We start from the raw sequence: 22,942 nt of genomic DNA on the forward strand, positions 1-22,942 counted from the left end.
TGTTGGCATTTTTTTTAGTACAGATTTAGCGAAAACAAGCTTCTTATACTTTTCAAAATAGAATCGCTCCAATCATTGTTTAGCTACCCGGAGTGAGAACAGGAAGTACCTGGGGCTTTCTGATAATACGGAATGGAGGTAGTTAGATGTCTAATCAAACAGAAAAACTGATAAAAGGAGCCGGATTTTTAGTTGATGATATAGCTGCACAACGCATTTTTACACCAGAGGATTTTTCTGATGAACATAAGATGATTGCAAAAACGACGGAGGATTTTATTGAAAATGAAGTGATGCCACATCTGGATGATTTAGAAAAGCAGGATTTTGATAAATCGGTCGCATTATTGAAAAAGGCTGGTGAATTAGGGCTGTTAGCTGCCGATGTACCGGAAGAGTATGGCGGCATTGGGTTAGATAAAGTGAGCTCTGCCTTAATTGCGGAGAAGTTTTCAAAAGCAGGTGGATTTTCTATTACACATGGAGCCCATGTTGGAATTGGATCGTTGCCGATCGTATTTTTCGGAAATGAACAACAAAAACAAAAATACTTGCCGCAGCTTGCAACAGGTGAAAAAATTGCAGCCTATGCGTTGACAGAGCCAGGTTCTGGTTCAGATGCACTTGGTGCGAAGACAACAGCAAGATTAAATGAGCCGGGTACTCATTATGTCTTAAATGGGGAAAAACAGTGGATTACAAATTCAGGTTTTGCAGATATATTTATTGTTTATGCAAAGGTAGATGGTGAGCATTTTTCGGCCTTTATTGTGGAGCGGGATTTTCAAGGTGTTTCAACTGGTGCTGAAGAAAAGAAAATGGGGCTTAAGAGTTCTTCAACACGTACGTTAATTTTAGAAGATGCAGTAGTTCCTAAAGACAATTTACTTGGCGAAATAGGCAAAGGACATATTATAGCTTTTAATATTTTAAACGTTGGTCGATATAAATTAGCGGTTGGAACGATCGGTGCCGCGAAACGGGGCTTAGAGCTCTCGGCTAAGTATGCGAACGAGCGTAAGCAATTTAAAGTACCGATTGCCAAGTTTGGATTGATTCAAGAAAAACTGGCGTCCATGGCAACTAAGTTATACGCAATGGAAAGCTCGGTATGGCGAACGGTAGGCCTTTTTGAAGAAAGGTTAGGATCACTTTCACAAGAAGAAACAAATGACGGGAAGGCCGTTGCCAATTCGATTGCCGAGTATGCCATTGAATGTTCGTTAGGAAAAGTATTCGGTTCAGAAACCTTGGATTATATTGTGGATGAAGGAGTTCAAATTCATGGCGGTTACGGCTTTATGGCAGAATATGAAATTGAACGATTATATCGTGATTCACGAATTAATCGAATTTTTGAAGGAACGAATGAAATTAACCGATTAATTGTCCCAGGTACATTGATGAAAAAAGCTATGAAGGGTGAACTTCCGCTGTTGCAAAAAGCACAGCAGCTTCAAGAAGAGCTCATGATGATGATGCCAGACGAAATTGGTGATGAATTATTAGAGCAAGAAAAATATCTTGTGAAAAATGCAAAAAAAATTGTTTTAGTCGTTGCGGGGTTAACCGCTCAAAAATTTGGCCCTGCCCTTGAAAAGCAACAAGAAATTTTGGCCAACATTGCAGATATAGTTAGTGAAATATATGGAATGGAATCTGCGTTACTGCGCACCGAAAAAGCAATTAATCGTAATGGTACGGAAAAGAATAATCTTAAATGTTTATATACGCAGGTGTATTGCCAAGAGGCTTTTAATCGAATCGAAGCACATGCGAAAGAAACATTGCTTGCTGCCGAGGAAGGGGACACACTGCGGATTATGCTATCAGCGTTGCGTAAACTAACACGGCATACTCCAATTAACGTAATAGGTAAAAAACGAGAAATTGCTAAAAGAATCATCGAAGAACAGAGATATATTGTTTAGAAACCTTGATCTAATAAGGATCTAATAAAATTTAATTAAACGTTTGTTTAAAGGAAATAACATATTTGTACTATTTTAGAGCCCCTGTTATAGGGGCTTTTGTATAATTAATTTTTTTTACTAGCAACAAAAAAGGTGGGGTAATGTTCAAAAATTGAGATTGAAATCGCGAATATGTTAAAATTATCTAAAATTGGAGAAGGAGGGGAAACATGTCCATTCATTTTTACTGGTACCCTAAATGTGGTACATGCAGAAAAGCAAAAAAGTGGCTAGAAGATCAAAATATTTCATTTGAGACGATACATATTGTAGAACAGCCACCATCCCGCGAGCAAATTGAAGAGCTTTATAAAAAAAGTGGATTAGAGTTAAAGAAATTTTTTAATACAAGTGGTCAAAAATATCGGGAATTAGGACTTAAAGATAAGATCAAAACAGCTAGTGAGGACGAGCTTCTAAACTTATTGGCATCTGACGGAATGTTAATTAAGAGACCTATTGTAACTGACGGAGAAAAAGTAACGGTTGGTTTTAAAGAGGATGAATTTAAGGAAGTTTGGTCATAACTTACTTATGAGTACTTTGACAAAAATAGTATCTATCTAAATGGAGGGATTAACATGGAATTACCAAAAGATTTACGTTATTCAAAAGAGCATGAGTGGGCAAAAACTGAAGGGGATAAAGTTCGAATCGGCATTACTGAATTTGCTCAATCAGAATTAGGGGATATTGTCTTTGTTGAACTGCCTGAAGTTGGTGCAGAGCTAAAAGCAAATGAATCATTTGGAAGTGTTGAATCCGTTAAAACAGTATCTGAGCTATATGCCCCTATTAGCGGTAAAGTTGTTGAAATAAATAGTGCGCTTGAAGATAGCCCAGAATTGGTGAATGAATCACCATATGATAAAGCATGGATGATTGTTATGGAGCCGTCAGATGTTTCTGAATTAGATCAGCTACTGACAGCTGATCAATACGAAGAAATGATTAAAGAAGATTAGTGGTATGTAATTCCAGTAAAAAACCTTCCCTTTTAGGAGATGTTAATAGTAACGTTTCCAAGAAAGGAAGTGTTTATTATGAATCCAACAGAGAAGATAGATATAACAGAGCGTGTTTATGGGAAATTAACAAATGGCGAAATGGCCTTATATGCTGATGAAACGCAAATCGGCCAGTATAATGGGAAAAATGAAGTGAATTTACTTCCTGGTTATGAGTATAGTCAGGATCGTTTTTTTGAAACGATAGAGTCAACCGTAAAACCCGGTGAGCAATACGTTGATCATTGTGAGGATGGATGGTGTTAGGCAGTGGATTTCCGCTGCCTTTTTTCACATTGTATATTAATGGGACTTATACTTTATAAAAAATTTGTGTAATTGACAGGCCTTCTGTTTGAATATAATGTCCTATAAACCATTTTTTAAATTAAGGTATAATTAGTGTACAAAACTAGCACAAATGAAAATTAACTGAAATATTGTATAATAAAGTGACTTTTGCAAGGTGGGAGAAACATGGAGTTGTTTGGTTTTGATAATAATTTTGATAAGGTTATTATTGTAGAAGGGACTTCAGATAAAAAGAAAATTGCACCTTTGATACAGGAACCAATTGAAATTATTTGCACAAATGGTACGATTAGCGCACAAAAACTTGAAGAGCTTGTGGATAACCACAGTCTCGATAATAAAGAGGTTTATATTCTTGCAGATGCAGATGATGCAGGTGATAAACTTAGAAGGCAGTTTTTGCGAGAACTACCTAATGCATCGCATATATACATTGATAAAATGTATCGAGAGGTAGCAACTGCCCCTGAATACCATCTTGCTACAGTATTGATTAGCAAAAATATTGATGTGGACCCTAAATATTTAACTAAATGAGGCTTTATTATGGAAGAAATAACATCGGAACAGATATCATCTAATATCGAGCAAAATAATGTGTATTTTGGTTATTTTTTTACACCGTTATGTGGTACATGCCAATTAGCAGCTAAAATGCTTAATGTTATTACGGAGATGTTTGCTGATCTCCCCATTCATAAATGTAATTTAAACTATGCTGCAAGTTTTGGGGAAGAACTTAAAATTGAAAGCGTACCGTGTTTAATTATTTGGCAAAATCAAAAAATAGTGGAAAAGATTTATGCATTTCATTCAGTGCATTATCTATATGATATGGTAAAAAAATACTGGAAGATTGAAGGTGCCGCTAGTAAATAGTGGCACCTTTTCACATGATTAGAATTATAATAAATAAGCTGGAACTAGCTATCTATAAGGAAAATAACTTGATTTGTGGGATTTTTTTTACATTTTGACTTTTAATTGTAAAGAGAATGAAATAATTGTGCAATGAAAACGTTGCGGTTATTTGCTACTATTAATGGGTTATTGTTATTAACATCTTCTTCATCCACCTAAAGAAGATGAAAGAATAGATAGAGACAACATATAATTAAATAATTAAAAAAAAGTTAGGAATATACCCGAAAATAAATTTGTTCTACGAATATTTATAGGGAATGAGGTGAATGCATGGGACCGACACGTATTAAATCTTGGTTCAATACGCTTCGTTCAAAATCGGACGATGATATTGAGACTAAGGTCGTTCATGCACAAAACGGCGATCAACTCGTTCGTGAACAATTGATTAGGCAATATCAGCCATTTGTTAAAAAAACTTTATCAAAGGCTTGTCGACGTTATATATCTGAGTCGATGGATGAATTTAGTATCGGATTAATGGCATTTAACGAAGCCATTGATAAATTTGATAATAAACAAGGTAGTAAATTTTTAACTTTCGCTACCGTTGTAATCAAAAGAAGAATTATCGATTTTATACGCAAAGAAAGTAAACACAATCATATCCTGCTAGCTGAAGAGGAAGATGAAGAGGGGAATAGTCAGGAAAATTATTTAGAGCAAAAAATGTCAATCGACAGCTTTAACGCTGAAGTTGAAAGTAGATCACGAGTTGAGGAGATTAAAGAATATCAACGTTTATTAAGTGACTATGATATTACCTTTAAAGTTTTAACCACACAATGTCCAAAACATTATGATGCTAGGGAAAATGCAAAACAAATTGCAAAATTGGTTGCAGATAATATAGAAATAAGATCTTATTTAAAAGAAAAAAAGCGACTACCTATAAAAGAGATAGAGCTGTTAGTTAGCAGTAGTCGAAAAACAATCGAGAGAAATCGCAAATATATCATTGCGATGGCACTGATTTATATTGGTGAATTCCATGCATTACGATCATATATCGAGCCAGAGGAAGGGGGGGAATAATTAAATGAAACGTGGAATTGTGATGGAAATTAATAAGCGAAAAGCAGTTGTCTTAACTAGGGATGGTGCATTTGAAAATGTTCGGCTTCACAAAAATCAACAAGTTGAAATAGGAGCCGAAATTGATCTTCCATCATCGAGAATTAATTTCAACTTCATGTCATTAAAATATGCTTTTCCAATTGTCGTTGCAGCAGCTGTATTACTGGTATTTATATTTAATTTCTCTATTTTTAAAGAAACAAATCTTGCTGTAGCAGCATACGTGGATCTTGACATCAATCCAAGCATCGAGATTGGAGTTGATGCAAACTTGAATGTTGTTGAAGCAATTCCTTTAAACGAAGACGGTGAAGAGTTAATAGCAGCACTAAAACAGAAGGAACAAGTTGAACCACTTTCTGAATTTATTAATAGGGTAATTCAATTGGCAGATGACAGCGGATATTTCCAGGCTAGTAAAAATGTCTTAATTACCACTACTGCTGTTGATGCTGAATCAAGTGAACGTATTGTTGAACAAGTTGAATCTCTTAAAACGAACTTGCAAAAAGAAGAAATTGTTGTGAATACGTTAGAAGGAGATCAAAATACCCGGGCGGAAGCTCTTGAGAATGGGGTCTCAACAGGTAAATATATTGTGTATACTTCACAGCAAGCGAAAGAAAATTCTGGGCTTACACTAGAAACTGTTAAACAATTATCTGTTGCTGAATTGAATAAGCAAGTTAATATCGAGGAAATTGCACAAAAGCAAAAAAGTAAGAAAGTGAATAAGAAAGAACAAAAGTCAAACGAAACCCCAGCAAACAAAAATGCAAATAATAGCAATAATAAAAATGACAAGAAAGACAAGAATGATGATTATAAGAGAAATAACGGCAACAAAAATAATAACAACGGCAACAATGGTGCAAATGGCAATGCTAAAAAAAGCAGCAATGAAAATCAAAACAATAAGCGTATCGAGATTAAGATAGGGCCAAGCGAGGAAAAAGAAAAAAACCGCGGTAATGGCAATCAAAACAATAATCGAAATAGCGGCAACAAAAATGATGTCGAGATTAAGATTGGCCCAAATGAGGAAAAAGAAAAAAAAACTAATAAAGGCAATCAAAACAATAACGGCAACAAAAATGGTGTACAGATTAAGATAGGGCCAAGCGAGGAAAAAGAAAAAAACCGCGGTAACGGCAATCATAACAATAATCAAAATAACGGGAATAAAAAAGATGTTGAAATTACCATAGACGCTAACATTCAGACTGAAGACAAACGTAATGAAGGTATCAAAACATTAATAGACAGTTTAAAACAAGATATTGTCTTAACAAAATAACAAAAACATAGAACGACTCCTGAATAAACCATAAACATCAGTATAAAAGCAACAATTTTAGTCATAATAACATGAAAAATTACAAATAAAGAGACTACGAGAAACAAAAAATGTTATTTCTCGGGAAATAGGGACAAACATCACTGCTAACTAGTGATGTTTGTCTTTTTTTGTTGAAATCTTTTTCAAGGATATTTACAAGGTTTGGCGAAAAGTGATAATAACTATAATTTGTTGAAAGAGGTGATGTACTTGATTAAGGATGTGTTGATAGAGTTTTGTCATCGATTAAGAGGTGCAACACATATTGGACCTTTGTTAAAGCATGAAATATTTCCAATTACTTTTTGTACAAACACTGAGAACATTACTTTAGTTATTACCAATGAAGAAATTTTGATCGAACATGGTTACAATAATTCAGCACTAATTATTAAAGGAGATGACTCTACTTTAATTGAATTAATTGAGGGAAAATCACGTCTGCAGCAATTATATAAAAGAGGCGACATCCAAATTAATGGTAGATACAAATATATATTGCGATTTGAATCGATTTTATATTGTTGCTCTAAAGTGGCCTAATTCTCAAAAAAATAAATTGACAATTGAGAATTGCGATGCTAGTATGAAAGTAATTTAATACTTAATAGTATTCTTATCATGAGAGGTGGAGGGATAGGCCCTATGAAACCCGGCAACCGGTTTTAACTATTAAAACACGGTGCCAATTCCTACAGAGTTGACACTCTGAAAGATAAGTTGAGCATATGGACCACAATCCCTCTTCTTATCGAAGTGGGATTTTTTTAATGCTAACAGAATTTTGTTACAAAAAAGTCTAGTCTAGGATAGACATCGTCATCTTAATAGATGTCACGTCTATTTTGATGATCAACTAAACATTATGTAAAAAGGGAGCTGGGTAAAATGAGTGAACAAAAAAATTATCGAATTGAAACATTAGGTATTCATGGTGGATTGCAATTAGATGAAGGAACACGTTCTCAAGGTACGGCTATATATCCTACAAATGCATATTTGTTTAAAGACACAGAACATGCGGCCAATTTATTTAATCTTTCCGAATCAGGTTATATCTATACAAGAATACATAATCCAACAAACACAGTGTTTGAAGAGAGAATTGCTCTTCTAGAAGGTGGTGTGGGTGCTCTTTCTGTATCAAGTGGTTCTGCAGCTATTACGATGGCTATTCAGAATATTGCCGAAGCTGGTGATGAAATTGTCGCCGCATCGACTCTTTATGGGGGAACATATAATTTATTCACACAAACGCTGCCGAAACAAGGTATTAAAGTGCATTTAGTTGATCCGACAGATCCGGAAAATTTCCGTGCAGCAATCACTGAAAAAACGAAAGCAGTGTTTGCAGAAACAATCGGAAATCCTAGCTTACAAATTTTAGATATCGAAGCGGTAGCGAACATTGCTCATGAAGCAGGTATTCCTTTAATTGTAGATAATACGTTTGCAACACCTTACCTTTGCCGTCCGATTGAGTTTGGTGCTGACATCGTCGTACACTCGGCAACAAAATGGATTTGTGGTAATGGAACAACATTAGGTGGAGTAATCGTTGATGGTGGAAAGTTTGATTGGAATTCACCGAAGTTCCCAGGTTTTACAACTCCTGATCCAAGTTACCATGGATTGGTTTACGCTGAAGCTTTAGGAGCTATTGCATATATTATTAAAGCGCGCGTGCAATTGTTACGTGACATGGGACCTGCGTTAAGTCCATTTAATGCTTTCCAATTAGCTCTAGGACTTGAAACATTACATGTACGTATGAAAGAGCATATTTCCAATACACGTCAAGTTGTAGACTATTTAGAAAAGCATCCAGGTGTTGAGTGGGTTCTACATCCGGAAAGTGACAGTCATCCTTCCAAGGATTTAGCTAAGAAATACTTCCCTAAAGGTGCCGGTTCTGTTCTTATTTTTGGTATAAAAGGTGGAAGAGTAGCTGGGCAAAAGCTGATTAATTCTGTTGAGCTTTGGTCACATGTAGCAAACGTCGGAGATTCAAAAAGCTTAATTATTCATCCAGCAAGTACAACACATTCGCAGCTAGATGAGGAAGGCTTAAAGAGCGCTGGAGTAAGAGAAGATTTAATTCGACTTTCAGTTGGTATTGAGAATGTCGAAGATCTTATAGAAGATCTTGAACAAGGATTAGAAAAAGCAACAGGATTACGATCACAAGCGGCGGCAAAGTAAAAGTATTATAAATATTTAAACAGTTATTCCGATATAGCAATTGTTGTTGACACCCAAATATAGAAATGCTAAAATTTCAATCGTGCTTATAAAACAATCAACCTAAATAAAAGTTTAATAGAATATAGTAAAACTCTTATCAAGAGAGGTGGAGGGAAGTGCCCGATGAAACCCGGCAACCGTCAAGGAAACTTGAAATGGTGCCAATTCACACAAAGTAATTTACTTTGGAAGATGAGAGAAAGGTTACAACATGAAGCCTTTCTGCTTGTCTGCAGAAAGGCTTTAATTTTTTTAGAATAAAAATACTAAGTTTCATTTAGGTGATAAAAATTGCGTTTAACCTAGTTCCATTAATGCAATAATAGGTATGAGAGAAGGTGGGTCGCAACATGATAACACTAAAAGGGATACAAAAAATATTTAAATCAGCCAGTGGTCTTGTCAATGCCGTTGACAATGTAGATTTACAAATCAGCCAAGGCGAAATCTTTGGAATTATCGGCTATAGTGGTGCAGGTAAAAGTACGTTAATACGACTTTTAAATCGTTTAGAACAACCGACAGCCGGGTCCATTGAAGTTGCTGGGCGAGACTTAACAAAAATTGGTGGAAGTGACCTAAGAAAAGCTCGCCAAGAAATCGGGATGATTTTCCAGCACTTTAATTTATTATGGTCAAGAACCGTTCGGGATAATATCGCGTTTCCTCTTGAAATTGCCGGTGTTGGGAAAGCGGAACGTCTAAAAAGAGTGGACGAGCTCATTAAGCTAGTAGGCTTAGAAGGCCGGGAGAATGCCTATCCTTCACAGCTAAGTGGCGGACAAAAGCAAAGAGTTGGGATTGCGCGTGCATTGGCAAATCGCCCGAAAGTACTGCTATGTGATGAAGCAACATCAGCTCTTGATCCGCAAACAACTGACTCTATTTTAGACCTGCTTGTTGATATTAACGAGAAACTTGGGCTGACGATAGTATTAATTACACATGAAATGCATGTCATCCGCAAAATTTGTCATCGTGTAGCTGTAATGGAGAATGGTCGAATCGTTGAACAAGGTGATGTTTTAGAGGTATTCCGAAAACCACAGCAATCCATCACAAAACGTTTCGTTCAACAAGTAACAGAGCCAGAGGAAACAAAAGAGACTATTGAGCATTTATTGGAAAATTACCCGAATGGTAAAGTTGTCCAACTTACATTTGTTGGTGAAGAAACAGAACAACCATTAATTACGTCTTTAATTCGTAATTTCAATATTAATGTTAATATACTTCAAGGGAAGATTTCACAAACACAAAATGGTGCTTATGGTACGTTGTTTGTCCATCTTGAAGGTAATAATGATGAGGTTGAAAAAGCAATTTCATTCATCCGCGAGCACCAAGTTGAAGTGGAGGTGATTGAACATGCTTGAAACCACACTACCTAATGTGAAATGGGATAATATGTGGGAGGCAACTGTCGAAACACTTTATATGGCAGGAATATCGGTACTTCTAACATTTATATTTGGTATTTTACTTGGATTACTATTGTTCTTAACATCAAAGGGTAACATTTGGGAAAACAAATTATTAAATGGGATTATTGCAGCATATGTCAATATATTCCGTTCAATTCCGTTTATTATTCTTATTATATTGCTAATTCCTTTTACTAAATTTTTAGTAGGTACAATGCTTGGAGCTAAAGCTGCGTTACCAGCATTAATTATCGGTGCTGCACCGTTTTACGCAAGAATGGTAGAAATTGGACTGCGTGAAATTGATAAAGGTGTTCTTGAAGCTGCTAAGGCAATGGGAGCCAAAACGAGTACGATCATTTTTAAAGTGCTGCTGCCAGAGTCAATGCCAGCGCTTGTATCAGGCATAACGGTAACTGCAATTGCTTTAGTTGGTTATACTGCGATGGCTGGTGTAGTTGGCGCAGGTGGATTAGGGAATCTGGCTTATTTAGAAGGATTTCAACGAAATAATAATGATGTAACGATGGTGGCAACAATTTTAATTTTAGTTATAGTATTTATTCTTCAGTTTATTGGTGACGCAGTCACTTCTAAAATAGATAAAAGATAATTTAAACAATAGTTGGAGGTTAGTCAGTTGAAAAAATTATTACTTCTTTTAAGTACATTATTTGTAATATTTGCGCTTGCAGCATGTGGTGGTGGCAATGATGCTGAAGCACCAGCAGAGGAAACACAAGAAAATGCAGGTGCTGATCAAGAAGAAACAACAGAAGCTAAAAAATTAGTCGTTGGTGCATCTAATGTACCACATGCAGAAATTTTAGAACAAGCATTACCGCTTTTAGAAGAGAAAGGTATTGAGCTTGAAATCGTTCCTTTCCAAGATTATATTTTACCGAACCAAGCATTAAACGATGGTGAATTAGATGCAAACTATTTCCAACACGTACCTTATTTAGAGGCACAAAAAGCTGAATTTGGTTATGACTTTGCTAATGCTGGTGGAATTCATATCGAACCAATCGGTGTGTATTCAAAGAAATATAAATCACTTGAAGAACTACCTGATGGCGCAAAAATTATTATGAGTAACTCTGTGGCGGACCATGGACGTATTTTATCAATGCTTGAAGAAAAAGGATTAATCACATTAGCTGCTGATGTTGACAAAACAACTGCGACTGTTGATGATATTGCTGAAAATCCAAAGAACTTAGAATTTGTTGCTGATGTAGAAGCAGGTCTTTTACCACAAGTTTATAATAACGACGAAGGCGATGCAGTATTAATTAATGCGAATTATGCGTTGGATGCTGGCTTAGATCCTGCAAACGATCCAATTGCAGTTGAATCACCAGAAAACAATCCATATGTTAACCTAATTGCTGTGCGTAGCGGTGACGAAAACCGTGAAGAAATAAAAGCTTTAGTTGAAGTTTTACAATCAGAAGAGATTGCAAACTTCATAACAGAAACATATAAAGGTGCTGTAATTCCTGCAAAATAATAAATCGTTATTTTAAAGAAGTGATTAGCGTCGGCTAGTCACTTCTTTTACTTTTAAAAATGATTGTCTATATGGAAACAACTTCACGGTTTCTTTTTTAAAACGATTGTGGAAAATAACTCTGTAATGCTGAAAGAAAGGTGTGAGCAGAATGGATATGCAACATCAGGAATTTGCAAATTATACGGAAGCGACTCTCCATGATTTCAAGGCTGGCTTAGGTACTTTTACTCAAAAGATGCCTAACATTGCAGAGCACTTTAATGCTTTAACAGAAGCTTGCTTTAAAGGTGGAGTTGTTTCAGAAAAAGAAAAGCAAATGATAGCTTTGGGAATTAGCGTATTTTCCCAAGATGAATATTGCATTATTTATCATCTAAAAGGATGCTTAGATCAAGGATGTACAGAGGAAGAGATCTTAGAAACTGTAGGAGTATCTTTAGCGTTTGGCGGTGGAGCCGCTATGAGCCAAATTGTAACACTTGTACAGGATACGATGGACGAGTTAACAGAGATTCAGCAATAGTGAGTTCTTTTGTCAAGAGGGATTTATCATGACTCCTTTCTCTTGATAGGAGATATAGTAGGAATGTGGTCCACCTTTAGTAGGTGGACCGTTTTTCATTTTCAAGAGAAAGAAAATCTGTCTGGGTTATGGAAAAACCCCTTTCATGAGACGAATGAAGAGGAAACCGAGCAGAAAAAGGCGTCGGAACCCTCTTCATAAGGCGAATGAAGAGGAAGCGGAGCAGAAAAAAGCGGTAGAACCCCCTTCATAAAGCGAATGAAGAGGAAACAGAGCAGCAAAAAGTGGCCTAACCCCCTTCATAAGGCGAATGAAGAGGAAACCGAGCAGAAAAAAGTGGCGGAACCCCCTTCATAAAGCGAATGAAGAGGAAACAGAGCAGCAAAAAGCGGCGGAACCCCCTTCATAAGGCATATGAAGAGGAAACAGAGCAGCAAAAAGCGGTAGACCCCCCTTCATAAGGCATATGAAGAGGAAACAGAGCAGCAAAAAGCGGTAGACCCCCCTTCATAAGGCGAATGAAGAGGAAACCGAGCAGAAAAAAGCGTCGGAAACCCCTTCATAAGGCGAATGAAGAGGAAACCGAGCAGCAAAAGGTGGCGAAACCCTCTTCATAAGGCGAATGAAGAGGAAACAGAGTAGAAAAAAGCAGCGGAACCCCCTTCATAAGGTGAATGAAGAGGAAACAGAGTAGAAAAAAGTGGAGGAACCCCTTCATAAGGCGAATGAAGAGGAAACAGAGCAGAAAAAAGCGGAGGAACCCCCTTCATAAGGCGAATGAAGAGGAAATAGAGCGGAAAAAAGCGGTAGAAACCCCTTCATAAGGCGGATGAAGAGGAAACAGAGTAGAAAAAAGCGGTAGAAACCCCTTCATAAGGCGAATGAAGAGGAAACCGAGCAGCAAAAAGTGGCGGAACCCTCTTCATAAGTCAAATGTCAAAAAAATTCCAACATTAATCACACAATTGAAATCCACGACGAGATTCCCAAAAACATAATTAAGCTCTTATTTAAAGCGAATTAGCGGAATTTTATGCAAATAAAAGCTGAAGCAACCACAGCCATGCTGAAGAGCAAAAGTCAATAGTTAACACGGTATAGCCACTTTGTAGATATTCGGTAGGACTATTAAAATAAAGAAGTGGTAAATAATTTGAGGGGAATGATTTATTATTAGTAAGCTCAATATGAAGTATACGAGTGAGATGGAAAAGGCGATGCAACAATCTCATGGTATGGGTTATGCTGAATATAGTCGAAAATTAGAGCTACGAATGAAGGTCGAAAGGCAGCGCGAGAAAGAATATCAGAAGGGTCAACGAATTTTATATCAAATGGGTGGAAATCTTAACTTTTAACCTATAAAATAGAAATCCAGCTGGAGAACTAATCCAGCTGTTTTTTCTTTTTCCAACATGATTACATATCCTCAATCCAAAGAGATCGTAAAGTCGTGGCTAACAGGAAAGCTTACAACTGATTAGTTCAAGGCTTTTTAGGCTAGCTTTTATAGGAACTATACTAGTAGCTAGGAATTAATCCCTACTTATGAAGTTTCACTTTTCAGGAATGTTTTATCGGATAGTACAGAAACTAACTGAAATGAATTTTGTATGAAAAGGGGTTTTTAAACTTTTTTGTTTAAAAAATATAATATACGCACTCTTGATGGTTGATATGTTTTTATTTTTAGTATAAGATTGGAATGAGAATAGATTGAGAATGGAATGTGCCCTTATTAATCGGCACCTAGATATTATTGGAGGTATAAATATGGCATCTACTTTATCAATTAAAGATTTACATGTAGCAATTGACGGCAAGGAAATTTTAAAAGGTGTAAATCTAGAAATAAAAGGTGGAGAAATCCACGCAATCATGGGACCTAACGGAACAGGTAAATCAACACTTGCTTCATCAATCATGGGTCACCCTAAATATGAAATCACTAGTGGCAGTATAACATTAGATGGCGCAGATGTGCTAGAGATGGAAGTAGATGAGCGCGCACGTGCTGGACTATTTTTAGCAATGCAATATCCAAGCGAAATTAGTGGAGTAACAAACTCAGACTTCTTACGCTCTGCAATTAATGCTCGTCGTGGTGAAGGAAATGAAATTTCATTAATGAAGTTTATTCGTCAAATGGATAAGCAAATGGAATTTTTAGATATGGACATAAATATGGCACAACGTTATTTAAATGAAGGTTTCTCTGGTGGGGAGAAAAAGCGTAACGAAATTTTACAATTAATGATGTTAGAGCCGAAAATCGCAATTCTAGATGAAATTGACTCTGGTCTTGATATTGATGCATTAAAAGTAGTTTCAAAAGGAATCAATGAAATGCGCAGTGAGGACTTTGGCTGTTTAATGATTACTCACTATCAACGTCTTTTAAATTACATTACTCCTGACTTTGTTCATGTTATGATGCAAGGTAAAGTAGTGAAATCAGGTGGTCCTGAATTGGCTGAACGTTTGGAAGCTGAAGGTTACGATTGGATCAAAAAAGAACTCGGAATTGAAGACGAAACAATCGGCCAAGAAGCGTAATAGTTAGGAGGAAATTTGATGACAGTCGAAACAAAACTTCCATTCGATGCAGAATATATAAGCCAGTTTTCAAAGGGATTAGGGGAGCCTGAGTGGTTAACAAACCTACGTGTGCAAGCTTTAGAGAAGGCAGAGAATTTACCTCTTCCTAGACCAGATAAAACAAAAATAGATAATTGGAATTTTGTAAACTTTGAGCACGGTGTTAAAAAAGAATCTCTATCTTTAGATCAACTTCCTGAGGAAGTTAAGGTACTTATCAATGCGGATTCACAAAACCAAAATCTATTAATACAACGCAACGGTTCATTAGCATATTCAGCAGTTTCTGAAAATCTAAAGAATCAGGGTGTTATTTTAACTGATATTGCAACAGCAGCTACGGAGCATTCTGATCTTTTACAAAAATATTTCATGACAGAAGCAGTTAAGGTCGATGAGCATAAATTAACAGCTTTACACGCTGCATTAATGAACGGTGGAACTTTCTTATATGTTCCGAAAAATGTTGAAGTATCAGAGCCTGTTCAAGTTATTTATTGGCAAGATAACGACTCTGCTTTAATCAATCATGTGATCGTCGTAGCAGAGGACAATAGCTCTGTAACATATATCGAAAATTATCTTTCTTTCGGTGAAAAAGAGAATGTTTCCAACATTATCGCTGAAGTGATTGCTCGAAATAATGCAAAAGTTCACTACGGTGCGGTTGATACATTTGCAAAAGGTATGACAACCTACGTAAATCGTCGTGGTGTTGTAGGTCGCGATGCACGTATCGAATGGGCTCTTGGACAAATGAATGATGGAAACACCATTTCTGACAATACAACGAACTTAATTGGTGACGGCTCATATGCTGATACTAAAACAGTTGTAATCGGACGGGGCGAACAAAAACAAAACTTTACAACACAGGTTATTCATTATGGTAAGAACTCAGAAGGCAATATCTTAAACCATGGTGTAATGAAGGATAGCGCATCAGCTATTTTCAATGGTATCGGTAAAATTGAGCATGGTGCATCTAAGTCAAATGCTGAGCAAACATCACGAGTACTAATGTTAAGTGAAAAAGCTCGCGGCGATGCTAATCCTATTCTTTTAATCGAAGAAGATGATGTAATGGCAGGTCATGCTGCATCAGTTGGACGTCTAGATCCGGTACAGCTTTACTACCTGATGAGTCGCGGTATCTCAGAAAAAGAAGCACAACGCTTAATTATTCACGGTTTCTTATCACCAGTTGTAAACGAATTAGCTATTGAAAGTGTAAAAAATCAACTTCGCGAAGTTATTGAAAGGAAAGTTCGCTAATGGATATTCAAGAAATTCGCAAACAGTTTCCAATACTTCATCAGGAAGTAAACGGCAATCCGCTTGTATACCTAGATAGCGCGGCTACTTCACAAAAGCCAGTGAAGGTTATCGAGGCTGTAGATCGTTATTATCGCGAATATAATTCAAACGTTCACCGCGGTGTTCATACTTTAGGAACATTAGCAACAGATGGTTATGAAGGCGCACGTGAAAAGGTTCGAAAATTTATTAATGCCAACTCGACTGAAGAAATTATATTCGTTAGAGGTACAACAACTGGACTTAATACTGTTGCAGCAAGCTATGGTCGTGTAAACGTAGGTGAAGGCGATGAAATTGTTATTACACCAATGGAGCATCATAGCAATATTATTCCATGGCAACAGGTTGCTAAAGCTACTGGAGCAACATTAAAGTATCTTCCATTGCAAGAAGATGGAAGTATCAGTTTAGAAGATGTTGAAAAAACAGTAACATCAAATACAAAAATAGTATCTGTGATGCATGTTTCAAACGTGCTTGGAACGATTAACCCGGTAAAAGAAATCGCAGCAATTGCCCATAAAAACGGTGCTATTATGGTTGTGGACGGCGCACAAAGTACGCCACATATGAAAATTGATGTTCAAGATCTAGACTGTGACTTCTTTGCCTTTTCAGGTCATAAGATGTGTGGACCAACTGGTATTGGTGTTCTTTACGGAAAGAAGGCACTTTTAGAAAAGATGGAGCCAATTGAATTTGGCGGCGAAATGATTGATTTTGTAAACTTATATGATTCAACATGGAAAGAGCTACCTTGGAAATTTGAAGGCGGTACGCCGATCATCGCTGGTGCAATTGGTTTAGGTGCTGCGATTGACTTCCTTGAAGAAGTAGGTTTAGATAATATTTTAGCGCATGAACATAAACTAGCTGAATATGCCATTGAGCGTCTTAAAGATGTAGACGGTGTAACGGTTTACGGTCCTAAAAAGAGAGCAGGCGTTGTAACTTTTAACATCAGCGATGTACATCCGCATGATGTGGCTACTGTTCTTGATGCAGAAGGAATTGCAGTTCGTGCTGGCCACCATTGTGCACAACCATTGATGAAGTGGCTTAAGGTATCTGCAACTGCACGTGCAAGCTTTTATTTATATAATACCGAATCAGAAATTGACACCTTTGTAAAAGGGTTAATTAAAACAAAGGAGTATTTCGGAAATGTCCTCTATTGATAAAAATATCAATCTTGATACATTATATCGCCAAGTAATCATGGATCATTACAAAAATCCACGAAATCGTGGCGAATTAGATGGTGACAGTGTAACGATTAATATGAATAATCCTACCTGTGGTGATCGCATTCAGCTCCAATTTAAGGTTGAAGATGGGGTTGTAACAGATGTTAAATTCGAGGGAGAAGGTTGTTCCATCAGCATGTCTTCCGCATCAATGATGACGCAGGCAATTAAAGGTCGCAAAATTGAAGAAGCCATTGAAATGTCAGGTATTTTCTCCGAAATGATGTTAGGCAATGACTATGAAGGTGACATCGATTTAGGTGATGTTGAGGCTTTAGCAGGTGTGGCGAAATTTCCAGCACGAATCAAATGTGCGACATTAGCTTGGAAGGCTATGGAAAAAGGTCTTTCTCAAGATAAAGAATAAAAGATTTATTATTTTGATGGAAAAACACCTTATATTGACCGGCAGATATGTGTTTTTCTTATTAAATTGTAGTTTGAAGGGTAATTCAATATTACCTCAAAATAAGGAGGGACCAAACGATGGCTAAGAAAATGCCTGAAATCGGCGATTATAAATACGGTTTTAGAGATAAAGACGTTTCGATATTCCGTTCAAAGCAAGGTCTGACTAAGGAAATCGTTGAAGAAATCTCTAAAATGAAAAAAGAACCGCAATGGATGTTAGACTTCCGTTTAAAATCATTAGAGCTTTTTTACAAAATGCCAATGCCACAATGGGGCGGCAACCTAAATGAATTAAACTTTGATGAAATTACGTATTATGTAAAACCATCTGAAAAATCAGAGCGTTCTTGGGATGAAGTTCCTGAAGAAATTAAGAACACATTTGATAAGCTTGGTATTCCGGAAGCAGAGCAAAAGTATTTAGCTGGGGTTTCAGCTCAATATGAATCAGAGGTTGTATACCACAACATGAAGGAAGACCTAGAAGAACTAGGAATTATCTTCAAGGATACAGACTCAGCGCTACGTGAAAACGAAGATATTTTTAGAAAGCATTTTGGTACAGTTGTACCTCCAGCAGACAATAAGTTTGCGGCGCTTAACTCGGCTGTTTGGTCTGGTGGTTCATTCATCTACGTGCCAAAAGGCGTAAAGTGTGATACACCACTTCAAGCTTACTTCCGTATTAACTCTGAAAATATGGGACAATTTGAGCGTACACTAATCATCGTTGATGACGATGCATCTGTACATTATGTAGAAGGCTGTACGGCGCCAGTTTATACAACAAACTCCCTTCATAGTGCGGTTGTAGAAATTATCGTTAAAAAGAATGCATATTGCCGTTATACAACGATTCAAAACTGGGCAAACAACGTCTTTAACCTGGTTACAAAACGTACTACTGTTGATGAAAATGGCACGATGGAATGGATTGATGGTAACATCGGTTCTAAGTTAACGATGAAATATCCTGCCTGTATTCTGAAGGGTGAAGGCGCAAGAGGCCTTACTCTTTCTATTGCAATTGCTGGAAAAGGCCAACACCAAGATGCAGGAGCAAAAATGATTCACTTAGCACCAAACACATCTTCAACGATCGTGTCAAAATCAATTTCTAAACATGGCGGTAACGTAACATACCGTGGTGTTGTTCACTTTGGACGTAAAGCAGATGGCTCTCGCTCAAATGTAGAGTGTGACACATTAATTATGGATAATGCGTCTAAGTCAGATACTATTCCATATAATGAAATTTTAAATGAAAACATTTCATTAGAGCATGAAGCGAAGGTTTCTAAAGTATCTGAAGAGCAATTGTTCTATCTAATGAGCCGCGGTATTTCTGAGCAAGAAGCAACAGAAATGATCGTTATGGGCTTTATCGAGCCATTCACTCGTGAACTTCCAATGGAATATGCGGTTGAAATGAACCGTTTAATCAAGTTCGAAATGGAAGGTTCAATTGGATAATATATAAATAAAAGCTCGGGCTGTTTTAACTGTCCCGAGCTTTTTTTGTCTATTTGGATTTTCGGAAAACCCTTTTATGGGGCGGTTGCAAACCAAATGTCCGCAAAAAAATCAGCGCAATATTTAGCGGACATTGAGTTCTTTATATTGCCCGAAACGGCAAACTACTAAGGTTTCACGGACATAAGAGCCGTTATTCCGTGCTAAATCCCCAAATCTGGTTCTCAAAAGCCAAAATAAAGGCTGCAATGTCCGGTAAAGTTCAGAAACACCTTGTTTTGGAGGTATATAGCGAACCAAATGTCCGCAAAAAAATCAGCGCACTACTTAGCGGACATTAAGTTCTTTATATTGCCCTAAACAGCAAACTATCAAAGTTTCACGGACATAAGAGCCGTTAATCCCTGCTAAATCCCCAAATTCAGCTGTCAAAAGCCAAAATAAAGGCTGCAATGTCCGGTAAAGTCCAGAAACACCCCGTTTTGATGCGAATAGCGAACCAGATGTCCGCAAAAAATTCAGCGAAATACTTAGCGGACATTAAGTTCTTTATATTGCCCTAAACGGCAAACTACTAAAGTTTCACGGACATAAGAGCCGTTAATCCCTGCTAATTCCTCAAATTCAGCTGTCAAAAGCCAAAATAAAGGCTGCAATGTCCGGTAAAGTCCAGAAACACCCCGTTTTGATGCGAATAGCGAACCAGATGTCCGCAAAAAATTCAGCGAAATACTTAGCGGACATTAAGTTCTTTATATTGCCCTAAACGGCAAACTACTAAAGTTTCACGGACATAAGAGCCGTTAATCCCTGCTAATTCCTCAAATTCAGCTGTCAAAAGCCAAAATAAAGGCCTCCATGTCCGGTAAAGTTCAGAAACACCCCGTTTTGATGCGAATAGCGAACCAAATGTCCGCGAAAAAACTAACGCAGAAGTTAGCGGACATTGAGTTCTTTATATTGCCCGAAACGGCAAACTACTAAAGTTTCACGGACATAAGAGCTGTTAATCCCTGCTAAATCCTTAAATTCAGCTGTCAAAAGTCAAAATAAAGGCCTCCATGTCCGGTAAAGTCCAGAAACACCCCGTTTTGATGCGAATAGCGAACCAAATGTCCGCGAAAAAACTAACGCAGAAGTTAGCGGACATTGAGTTCTTTATATTGCCCGAAACGGCAAACTACTAAAGTTTCACGGACATAAGAGCTGTTAATCCCTGCTAAATCCTCAAATTCAGCTGTCAAAAGCCAGAAGAAAGGCTGCAATGTCCGGTAAAGTTCAGAAACACCCCGTTTTGATGCGAATAGCGAACCAAATGTCCGCGAATAAACTAGCGCAGAAGTTAGCGGACATTAAGTTCTTTATATTGCCCTAAACGGCAAACTACTAAAGTTTCACGGACATAAGAGCCGTTAATCCGTGCTAAATCCCCAAAAACAGCTGTCAAAAGCCAGAATAAAGGCCGCCTTGTCCGGTAAAGTCCAGAAACACCCCGTTTTGATGCGAATAGCGAACCAGATGTCCGCGAAAAAACTAGCGCAGAAGTTAGCGGACATTAAGTTCTTTATATTGCCCTAAACGGCAAACTACTAAAGTTTCACGGACATAAGAGCCGTTAATCCCTGCTAAATCCTCAAATTCAGCTGTTAAAAGCCAGAATAAAGGCTGCAATGTCCGGTAAAGTTCAGAAACACCCCGTTTTGATGCGAATAGCGAACCAAATGTCCGCAAAAAAATCAGCGAAATACTTAGCGGACATTAAGTTCTTTATATTGCCCTAAACGGCAAACTACTAAAGTTTCACGGACATAAGAGCCGTTATTCCGTGCTAAATCCCCAAAAACAGCTGTCAAAAGCTAAAATAAAGGCCCCGTTGTCCGGTAAAGTCCAGAAACAGCCCGTTTTGAGGTGAATAGCGAACCAAATGTCCGCGAAAAAATCAGCACAATACTTAGCGGACATAGGATGCCTTATTCTGACCAAAACCACACATTCGAAAGTGTTACCGGACAAATAATCCGTTATTCCCTGCAAAATCAGCTCAATCCTAAGCGTTCAAAGTATGCCTTATGTTCCACAAAACCGCAATCTACAAATAATACTCCCGACCAATTTTCGCCATACATCATAAACAAAAATAGGCAAGAACTCATGCCGATGTTGCTGAAAAGTTCCTTAATGATTGTCTTGCCCATAGAGTTTGTCTTTGTGGTATGCTACTATTTATTCAAGTAGCGTTATAATCTAATAACGGTTTGATAAAAAAGAAAGTCTGGTGTTTAGATTGGAATGGATTATTTTAGTATTTGTTGGGTTTTGTTCAGGAATGATTGGCAGTTTAGTAGGACTTGGGGGCGGCGTCATTCTAATTCCTTTTTTATTATTTTTAGGAGCTTATACAACATTAGTAACGCCTATATCTCCTCAAGTACTTGTTGGAATTTCTTTAATAGTGATGATTTTTACAGGATTATCTTCAACATTAGCTTATGTAAAGCATAAAAGAGTGGACTATAAGAGCGGCTTGATTTTTTTTATTGGATCGGGTCCGGGGGCGATATTAGGTTCTTTCTTAAATAAATATTTAACAGAGGATATTTTTTCCGTTTTCTTTGGTGTTTTTGTAATTGTATTGTCGTTTGTATTAATGTTTAGGAATCGGGTAAAGCCTCTTTTAATTAGCAAAGATGTCAAGTTTACAAGAGAGTACAAGGAAACAGATGGTACTACGGTTATTTATGGCTTTAAGCCGTGGATTGCAATTTGTCTAACTTTTGTAGTAGGGTTTCTGTCAGGTTTTATCGGAATTGGTGGCGGCTCCTTAATGGTACCAGCAATGATTTTATTATTTGGCTTTCCAATTAGTGTAGCAGTAGCCACTTCCATGTTTATGGTCTTTTTATCAGCCATTGTAGGTTCAAGCACACATCTTTTCTTAGGCAATGTAGATTGGGTATACGCATTAGCATTAATTCCTGGTGCTTGGTTTGGGGGAAAAACAGGGGTCTTCATTAATAGCAAATTGAAAAGCGACACCGTGGTTCTTTTATTACGATGGATCTTAGTTATTATCGGCTTACAATTAATATATCAAGGCATTCAATAATCTTTTTGGCTTAGAGACAAACACCTATCACATATCTCCTTTTCCCTCATACAGTAGTAGTGGAAAGGAGAGTGGGATGAGAAGATGGTTACTATGAAACCCATTATCATAGATAATCAACAATTTACAGCAATAACAGTTCAACTGCCGAAAACTAATTTTATGGCGGTTATGTGTGACAACGGCTATATAATGTGTGGAGCGTTAGATGTTGCCCTTCTTAATGAGAAGTTAAAAGATAGAGGAATTATTGCCGGTCGTGCAGTTGGTGTACGTACTATTGAACAGCTGCTAGAAGCCCCATTAGAATCTGTTACGATTGAAGCTGAAAATCGGGGAATAACAGCCGGCATGACAGGTAAAGACGCTTTATTAAAAATGTTATAAGTAAATATGGCGTCAGGAATAATGAGACTATACCTTCTGGTTTACATTTAGTAACAAAACA

The 22,942-nt window shown here is 37.2% G+C and carries 22 protein-coding genes and 2 riboswitches; all 22 genes read left to right on the forward strand.

Annotated features, from left to right (window positions below):
* Positions 1–146: 146 nt before the first annotated feature.
* The 22 genes from C1724_RS01435 to C1724_RS01535 all read left to right on the forward strand — a co-directional run bounded on the left by C1724_RS01435 (position 147) and on the right by C1724_RS01535 (position 22,881).
* The gene (locus tag C1724_RS01435) at positions 147–1,931 is read left to right on the forward strand and encodes an acyl-CoA dehydrogenase family protein (protein ID WP_102344976.1); all 1,785 of its coding nucleotides are present in this window, start codon (positions 147–149) and stop codon (positions 1,929–1,931) included.
* Between the two features lie 212 nt (positions 1,932–2,143).
* Positions 2,144–2,500 carry an arsenate reductase family protein gene (locus C1724_RS01440; RefSeq protein ID WP_102344977.1) on the forward strand — a complete coding sequence of 119 codons (357 nt, stop codon included), beginning with the start codon at positions 2,144–2,146 and terminating at the stop codon, positions 2,498–2,500.
* 54 nt (positions 2,501–2,554) lie between these two features.
* The gene (gene gcvH / locus C1724_RS01445; protein WP_102344978.1) at positions 2,555–2,938 is read left to right on the forward strand and encodes a glycine cleavage system protein GcvH; all 384 of its coding nucleotides are present in this window, start codon (positions 2,555–2,557) and stop codon (positions 2,936–2,938) included.
* A gap of 78 nt (positions 2,939–3,016) precedes the next feature.
* A complete protein-coding gene (locus tag C1724_RS01450) occupies positions 3,017–3,247 on the forward strand; it encodes a DUF2553 family protein (RefSeq protein ID WP_180994088.1) in 231 nt (76 codons plus the stop codon).
* A gap of 210 nt (positions 3,248–3,457) precedes the next feature.
* On the forward strand, positions 3,458–3,829 hold the full coding sequence (locus C1724_RS01455) for a toprim domain-containing protein (protein WP_102344980.1): 372 nt from the start codon (positions 3,458–3,460) through the stop codon (positions 3,827–3,829).
* A 9-nt stretch (positions 3,830–3,838) separates the two neighbouring features.
* The gene (locus C1724_RS01460) at positions 3,839–4,171 is read left to right on the forward strand and encodes a thioredoxin family protein (RefSeq protein WP_102344981.1); all 333 of its coding nucleotides are present in this window, start codon (positions 3,839–3,841) and stop codon (positions 4,169–4,171) included.
* A gap of 315 nt (positions 4,172–4,486) precedes the next feature.
* Positions 4,487–5,251: an RNA polymerase sigma-I factor gene (sigI, locus tag C1724_RS01465; RefSeq protein ID WP_102344982.1), complete on the forward strand. Its 765-nt coding sequence runs from the start codon at positions 4,487–4,489 to the stop codon at positions 5,249–5,251.
* Positions 5,252–5,255: 4 nt separating this feature from the next.
* Entirely contained in the window at positions 5,256–6,590 is a 1,335-nt protein-coding gene (locus C1724_RS01470) for an anti-sigma factor domain-containing protein (protein ID WP_102344983.1), read from the forward strand.
* 252 nt (positions 6,591–6,842) lie between these two features.
* On the forward strand, positions 6,843–7,175 hold the full coding sequence (locus tag C1724_RS01475; RefSeq protein ID WP_180994089.1) for an SCP2 sterol-binding domain-containing protein: 333 nt from the start codon (positions 6,843–6,845) through the stop codon (positions 7,173–7,175).
* A 70-nt stretch (positions 7,176–7,245) separates the two neighbouring features.
* A riboswitch (SAM riboswitch) is annotated at positions 7,246–7,354 on the forward strand.
* 166 nt (positions 7,355–7,520) lie between these two features.
* Complete coding sequence (locus C1724_RS01480) at positions 7,521–8,834, forward strand: O-acetylhomoserine aminocarboxypropyltransferase/cysteine synthase family protein (protein WP_102344985.1); 1,314 nt, start codon at positions 7,521–7,523, stop codon at positions 8,832–8,834.
* 133 nt (positions 8,835–8,967) lie between these two features.
* Positions 8,968–9,075, forward strand: a riboswitch (SAM riboswitch).
* 151 nt (positions 9,076–9,226) lie between these two features.
* Entirely contained in the window at positions 9,227–10,252 is a 1,026-nt protein-coding gene (locus C1724_RS01485) for a methionine ABC transporter ATP-binding protein (protein ID WP_102344986.1), read from the forward strand.
* Positions 10,245–10,913, forward strand: coding sequence for a methionine ABC transporter permease (locus C1724_RS01490; RefSeq protein WP_102344987.1), 669 nt, complete (start codon positions 10,245–10,247; stop codon positions 10,911–10,913). Before C1724_RS01485 ends, C1724_RS01490 begins: the two co-directional genes overlap by 8 nt.
* A 27-nt stretch (positions 10,914–10,940) precedes the next feature.
* Entirely contained in the window at positions 10,941–11,813 is an 873-nt protein-coding gene (locus C1724_RS01495; protein ID WP_102344988.1) for a MetQ/NlpA family ABC transporter substrate-binding protein, read from the forward strand.
* 157 nt (positions 11,814–11,970) lie between these two features.
* Complete coding sequence (locus tag C1724_RS01500; protein ID WP_102346688.1) at positions 11,971–12,339, forward strand: carboxymuconolactone decarboxylase family protein; 369 nt, start codon at positions 11,971–11,973, stop codon at positions 12,337–12,339.
* A 1,205-nt stretch (positions 12,340–13,544) separates the two neighbouring features.
* On the forward strand, positions 13,545–13,697 hold the full coding sequence (locus tag C1724_RS25380) for a hypothetical protein (protein WP_374703437.1): 153 nt from the start codon (positions 13,545–13,547) through the stop codon (positions 13,695–13,697).
* Between the two features lie 415 nt (positions 13,698–14,112).
* Positions 14,113–14,895, forward strand: coding sequence for a Fe-S cluster assembly ATPase SufC (gene sufC, locus C1724_RS01505; protein ID WP_102344989.1), 783 nt, complete (start codon positions 14,113–14,115; stop codon positions 14,893–14,895).
* Positions 14,896–14,913: 18 nt separating this feature from the next.
* Complete coding sequence (gene sufD / locus C1724_RS01510; protein WP_102344990.1) at positions 14,914–16,212, forward strand: Fe-S cluster assembly protein SufD; 1,299 nt, start codon at positions 14,914–14,916, stop codon at positions 16,210–16,212.
* Positions 16,212–17,435, forward strand: a complete 1,224-nt coding sequence (locus C1724_RS01515) for a cysteine desulfurase (protein WP_102344991.1) — start codon at positions 16,212–16,214, stop codon at positions 17,433–17,435. The genes sufD and C1724_RS01515 overlap by 1 nt, the downstream gene beginning before the upstream one ends.
* On the forward strand, positions 17,422–17,871 hold the full coding sequence (sufU, locus tag C1724_RS01520; protein WP_102344992.1) for a Fe-S cluster assembly sulfur transfer protein SufU: 450 nt from the start codon (positions 17,422–17,424) through the stop codon (positions 17,869–17,871). The genes C1724_RS01515 and sufU overlap by 14 nt, the downstream gene beginning before the upstream one ends.
* 119 nt (positions 17,872–17,990) lie before the next feature.
* A complete protein-coding gene (sufB, locus tag C1724_RS01525; RefSeq protein WP_102344993.1) occupies positions 17,991–19,388 on the forward strand; it encodes a Fe-S cluster assembly protein SufB in 1,398 nt (465 codons plus the stop codon).
* A gap of 2,284 nt (positions 19,389–21,672) precedes the next feature.
* Entirely contained in the window at positions 21,673–22,494 is an 822-nt protein-coding gene (locus tag C1724_RS01530) for a sulfite exporter TauE/SafE family protein (protein WP_102344994.1), read from the forward strand.
* Between the two features lie 84 nt (positions 22,495–22,578).
* Positions 22,579–22,881: a YunC family protein gene (locus C1724_RS01535; protein ID WP_102344995.1), complete on the forward strand. Its 303-nt coding sequence runs from the start codon at positions 22,579–22,581 to the stop codon at positions 22,879–22,881.
* Positions 22,882–22,942: the final 61 nt, after the last annotated feature.

This window comes from Bacillus sp. Marseille-P3661, assembly GCF_900240995.1.
GTDB lineage: Bacteria > Bacillota > Bacilli > Bacillales > Bacillaceae_J > OESV01.

Coding starts and splice junctions, on each gene's coding strand:
- C1724_RS01435 (WP_102344976.1), top strand. CDS start 147: ATGTCTAATCAAACAGAAAAACTGATAAAAGGAGCCGGATTTTTAGTT.
- C1724_RS01440 (WP_102344977.1), top strand. CDS start 2,144: ATGTCCATTCATTTTTACTGGTACCCTAAATGTGGTACATGCAGAAAA.
- gcvH (WP_102344978.1), top strand. CDS start 2,555: ATGGAATTACCAAAAGATTTACGTTATTCAAAAGAGCATGAGTGGGCA.
- C1724_RS01450 (WP_180994088.1), top strand. CDS start 3,017: ATGAATCCAACAGAGAAGATAGATATAACAGAGCGTGTTTATGGGAAA.
- C1724_RS01455 (WP_102344980.1), top strand. CDS start 3,458: ATGGAGTTGTTTGGTTTTGATAATAATTTTGATAAGGTTATTATTGTA.
- C1724_RS01460 (WP_102344981.1), top strand. CDS start 3,839: ATGGAAGAAATAACATCGGAACAGATATCATCTAATATCGAGCAAAAT.
- sigI (WP_102344982.1), top strand. CDS start 4,487: ATGGGACCGACACGTATTAAATCTTGGTTCAATACGCTTCGTTCAAAA.
- C1724_RS01470 (WP_102344983.1), top strand. CDS start 5,256: ATGAAACGTGGAATTGTGATGGAAATTAATAAGCGAAAAGCAGTTGTC.
- C1724_RS01480 (WP_102344985.1), top strand. CDS start 7,521: ATGAGTGAACAAAAAAATTATCGAATTGAAACATTAGGTATTCATGGT.
- C1724_RS01485 (WP_102344986.1), top strand. CDS start 9,227: ATGATAACACTAAAAGGGATACAAAAAATATTTAAATCAGCCAGTGGT.
- C1724_RS01490 (WP_102344987.1), top strand. CDS start 10,245: ATGCTTGAAACCACACTACCTAATGTGAAATGGGATAATATGTGGGAG.
- C1724_RS01500 (WP_102346688.1), top strand. CDS start 11,971: ATGCAACATCAGGAATTTGCAAATTATACGGAAGCGACTCTCCATGAT.
- C1724_RS25380 (WP_374703437.1), top strand. CDS start 13,545: ATGGAAAAGGCGATGCAACAATCTCATGGTATGGGTTATGCTGAATAT.
- sufC (WP_102344989.1), top strand. CDS start 14,113: ATGGCATCTACTTTATCAATTAAAGATTTACATGTAGCAATTGACGGC.
- sufD (WP_102344990.1), top strand. CDS start 14,914: ATGACAGTCGAAACAAAACTTCCATTCGATGCAGAATATATAAGCCAG.
- C1724_RS01515 (WP_102344991.1), top strand. CDS start 16,212: ATGGATATTCAAGAAATTCGCAAACAGTTTCCAATACTTCATCAGGAA.
- sufU (WP_102344992.1), top strand. CDS start 17,422: ATGTCCTCTATTGATAAAAATATCAATCTTGATACATTATATCGCCAA.
- sufB (WP_102344993.1), top strand. CDS start 17,991: ATGGCTAAGAAAATGCCTGAAATCGGCGATTATAAATACGGTTTTAGA.
- C1724_RS01535 (WP_102344995.1), top strand. CDS start 22,579: ATGGTTACTATGAAACCCATTATCATAGATAATCAACAATTTACAGCA.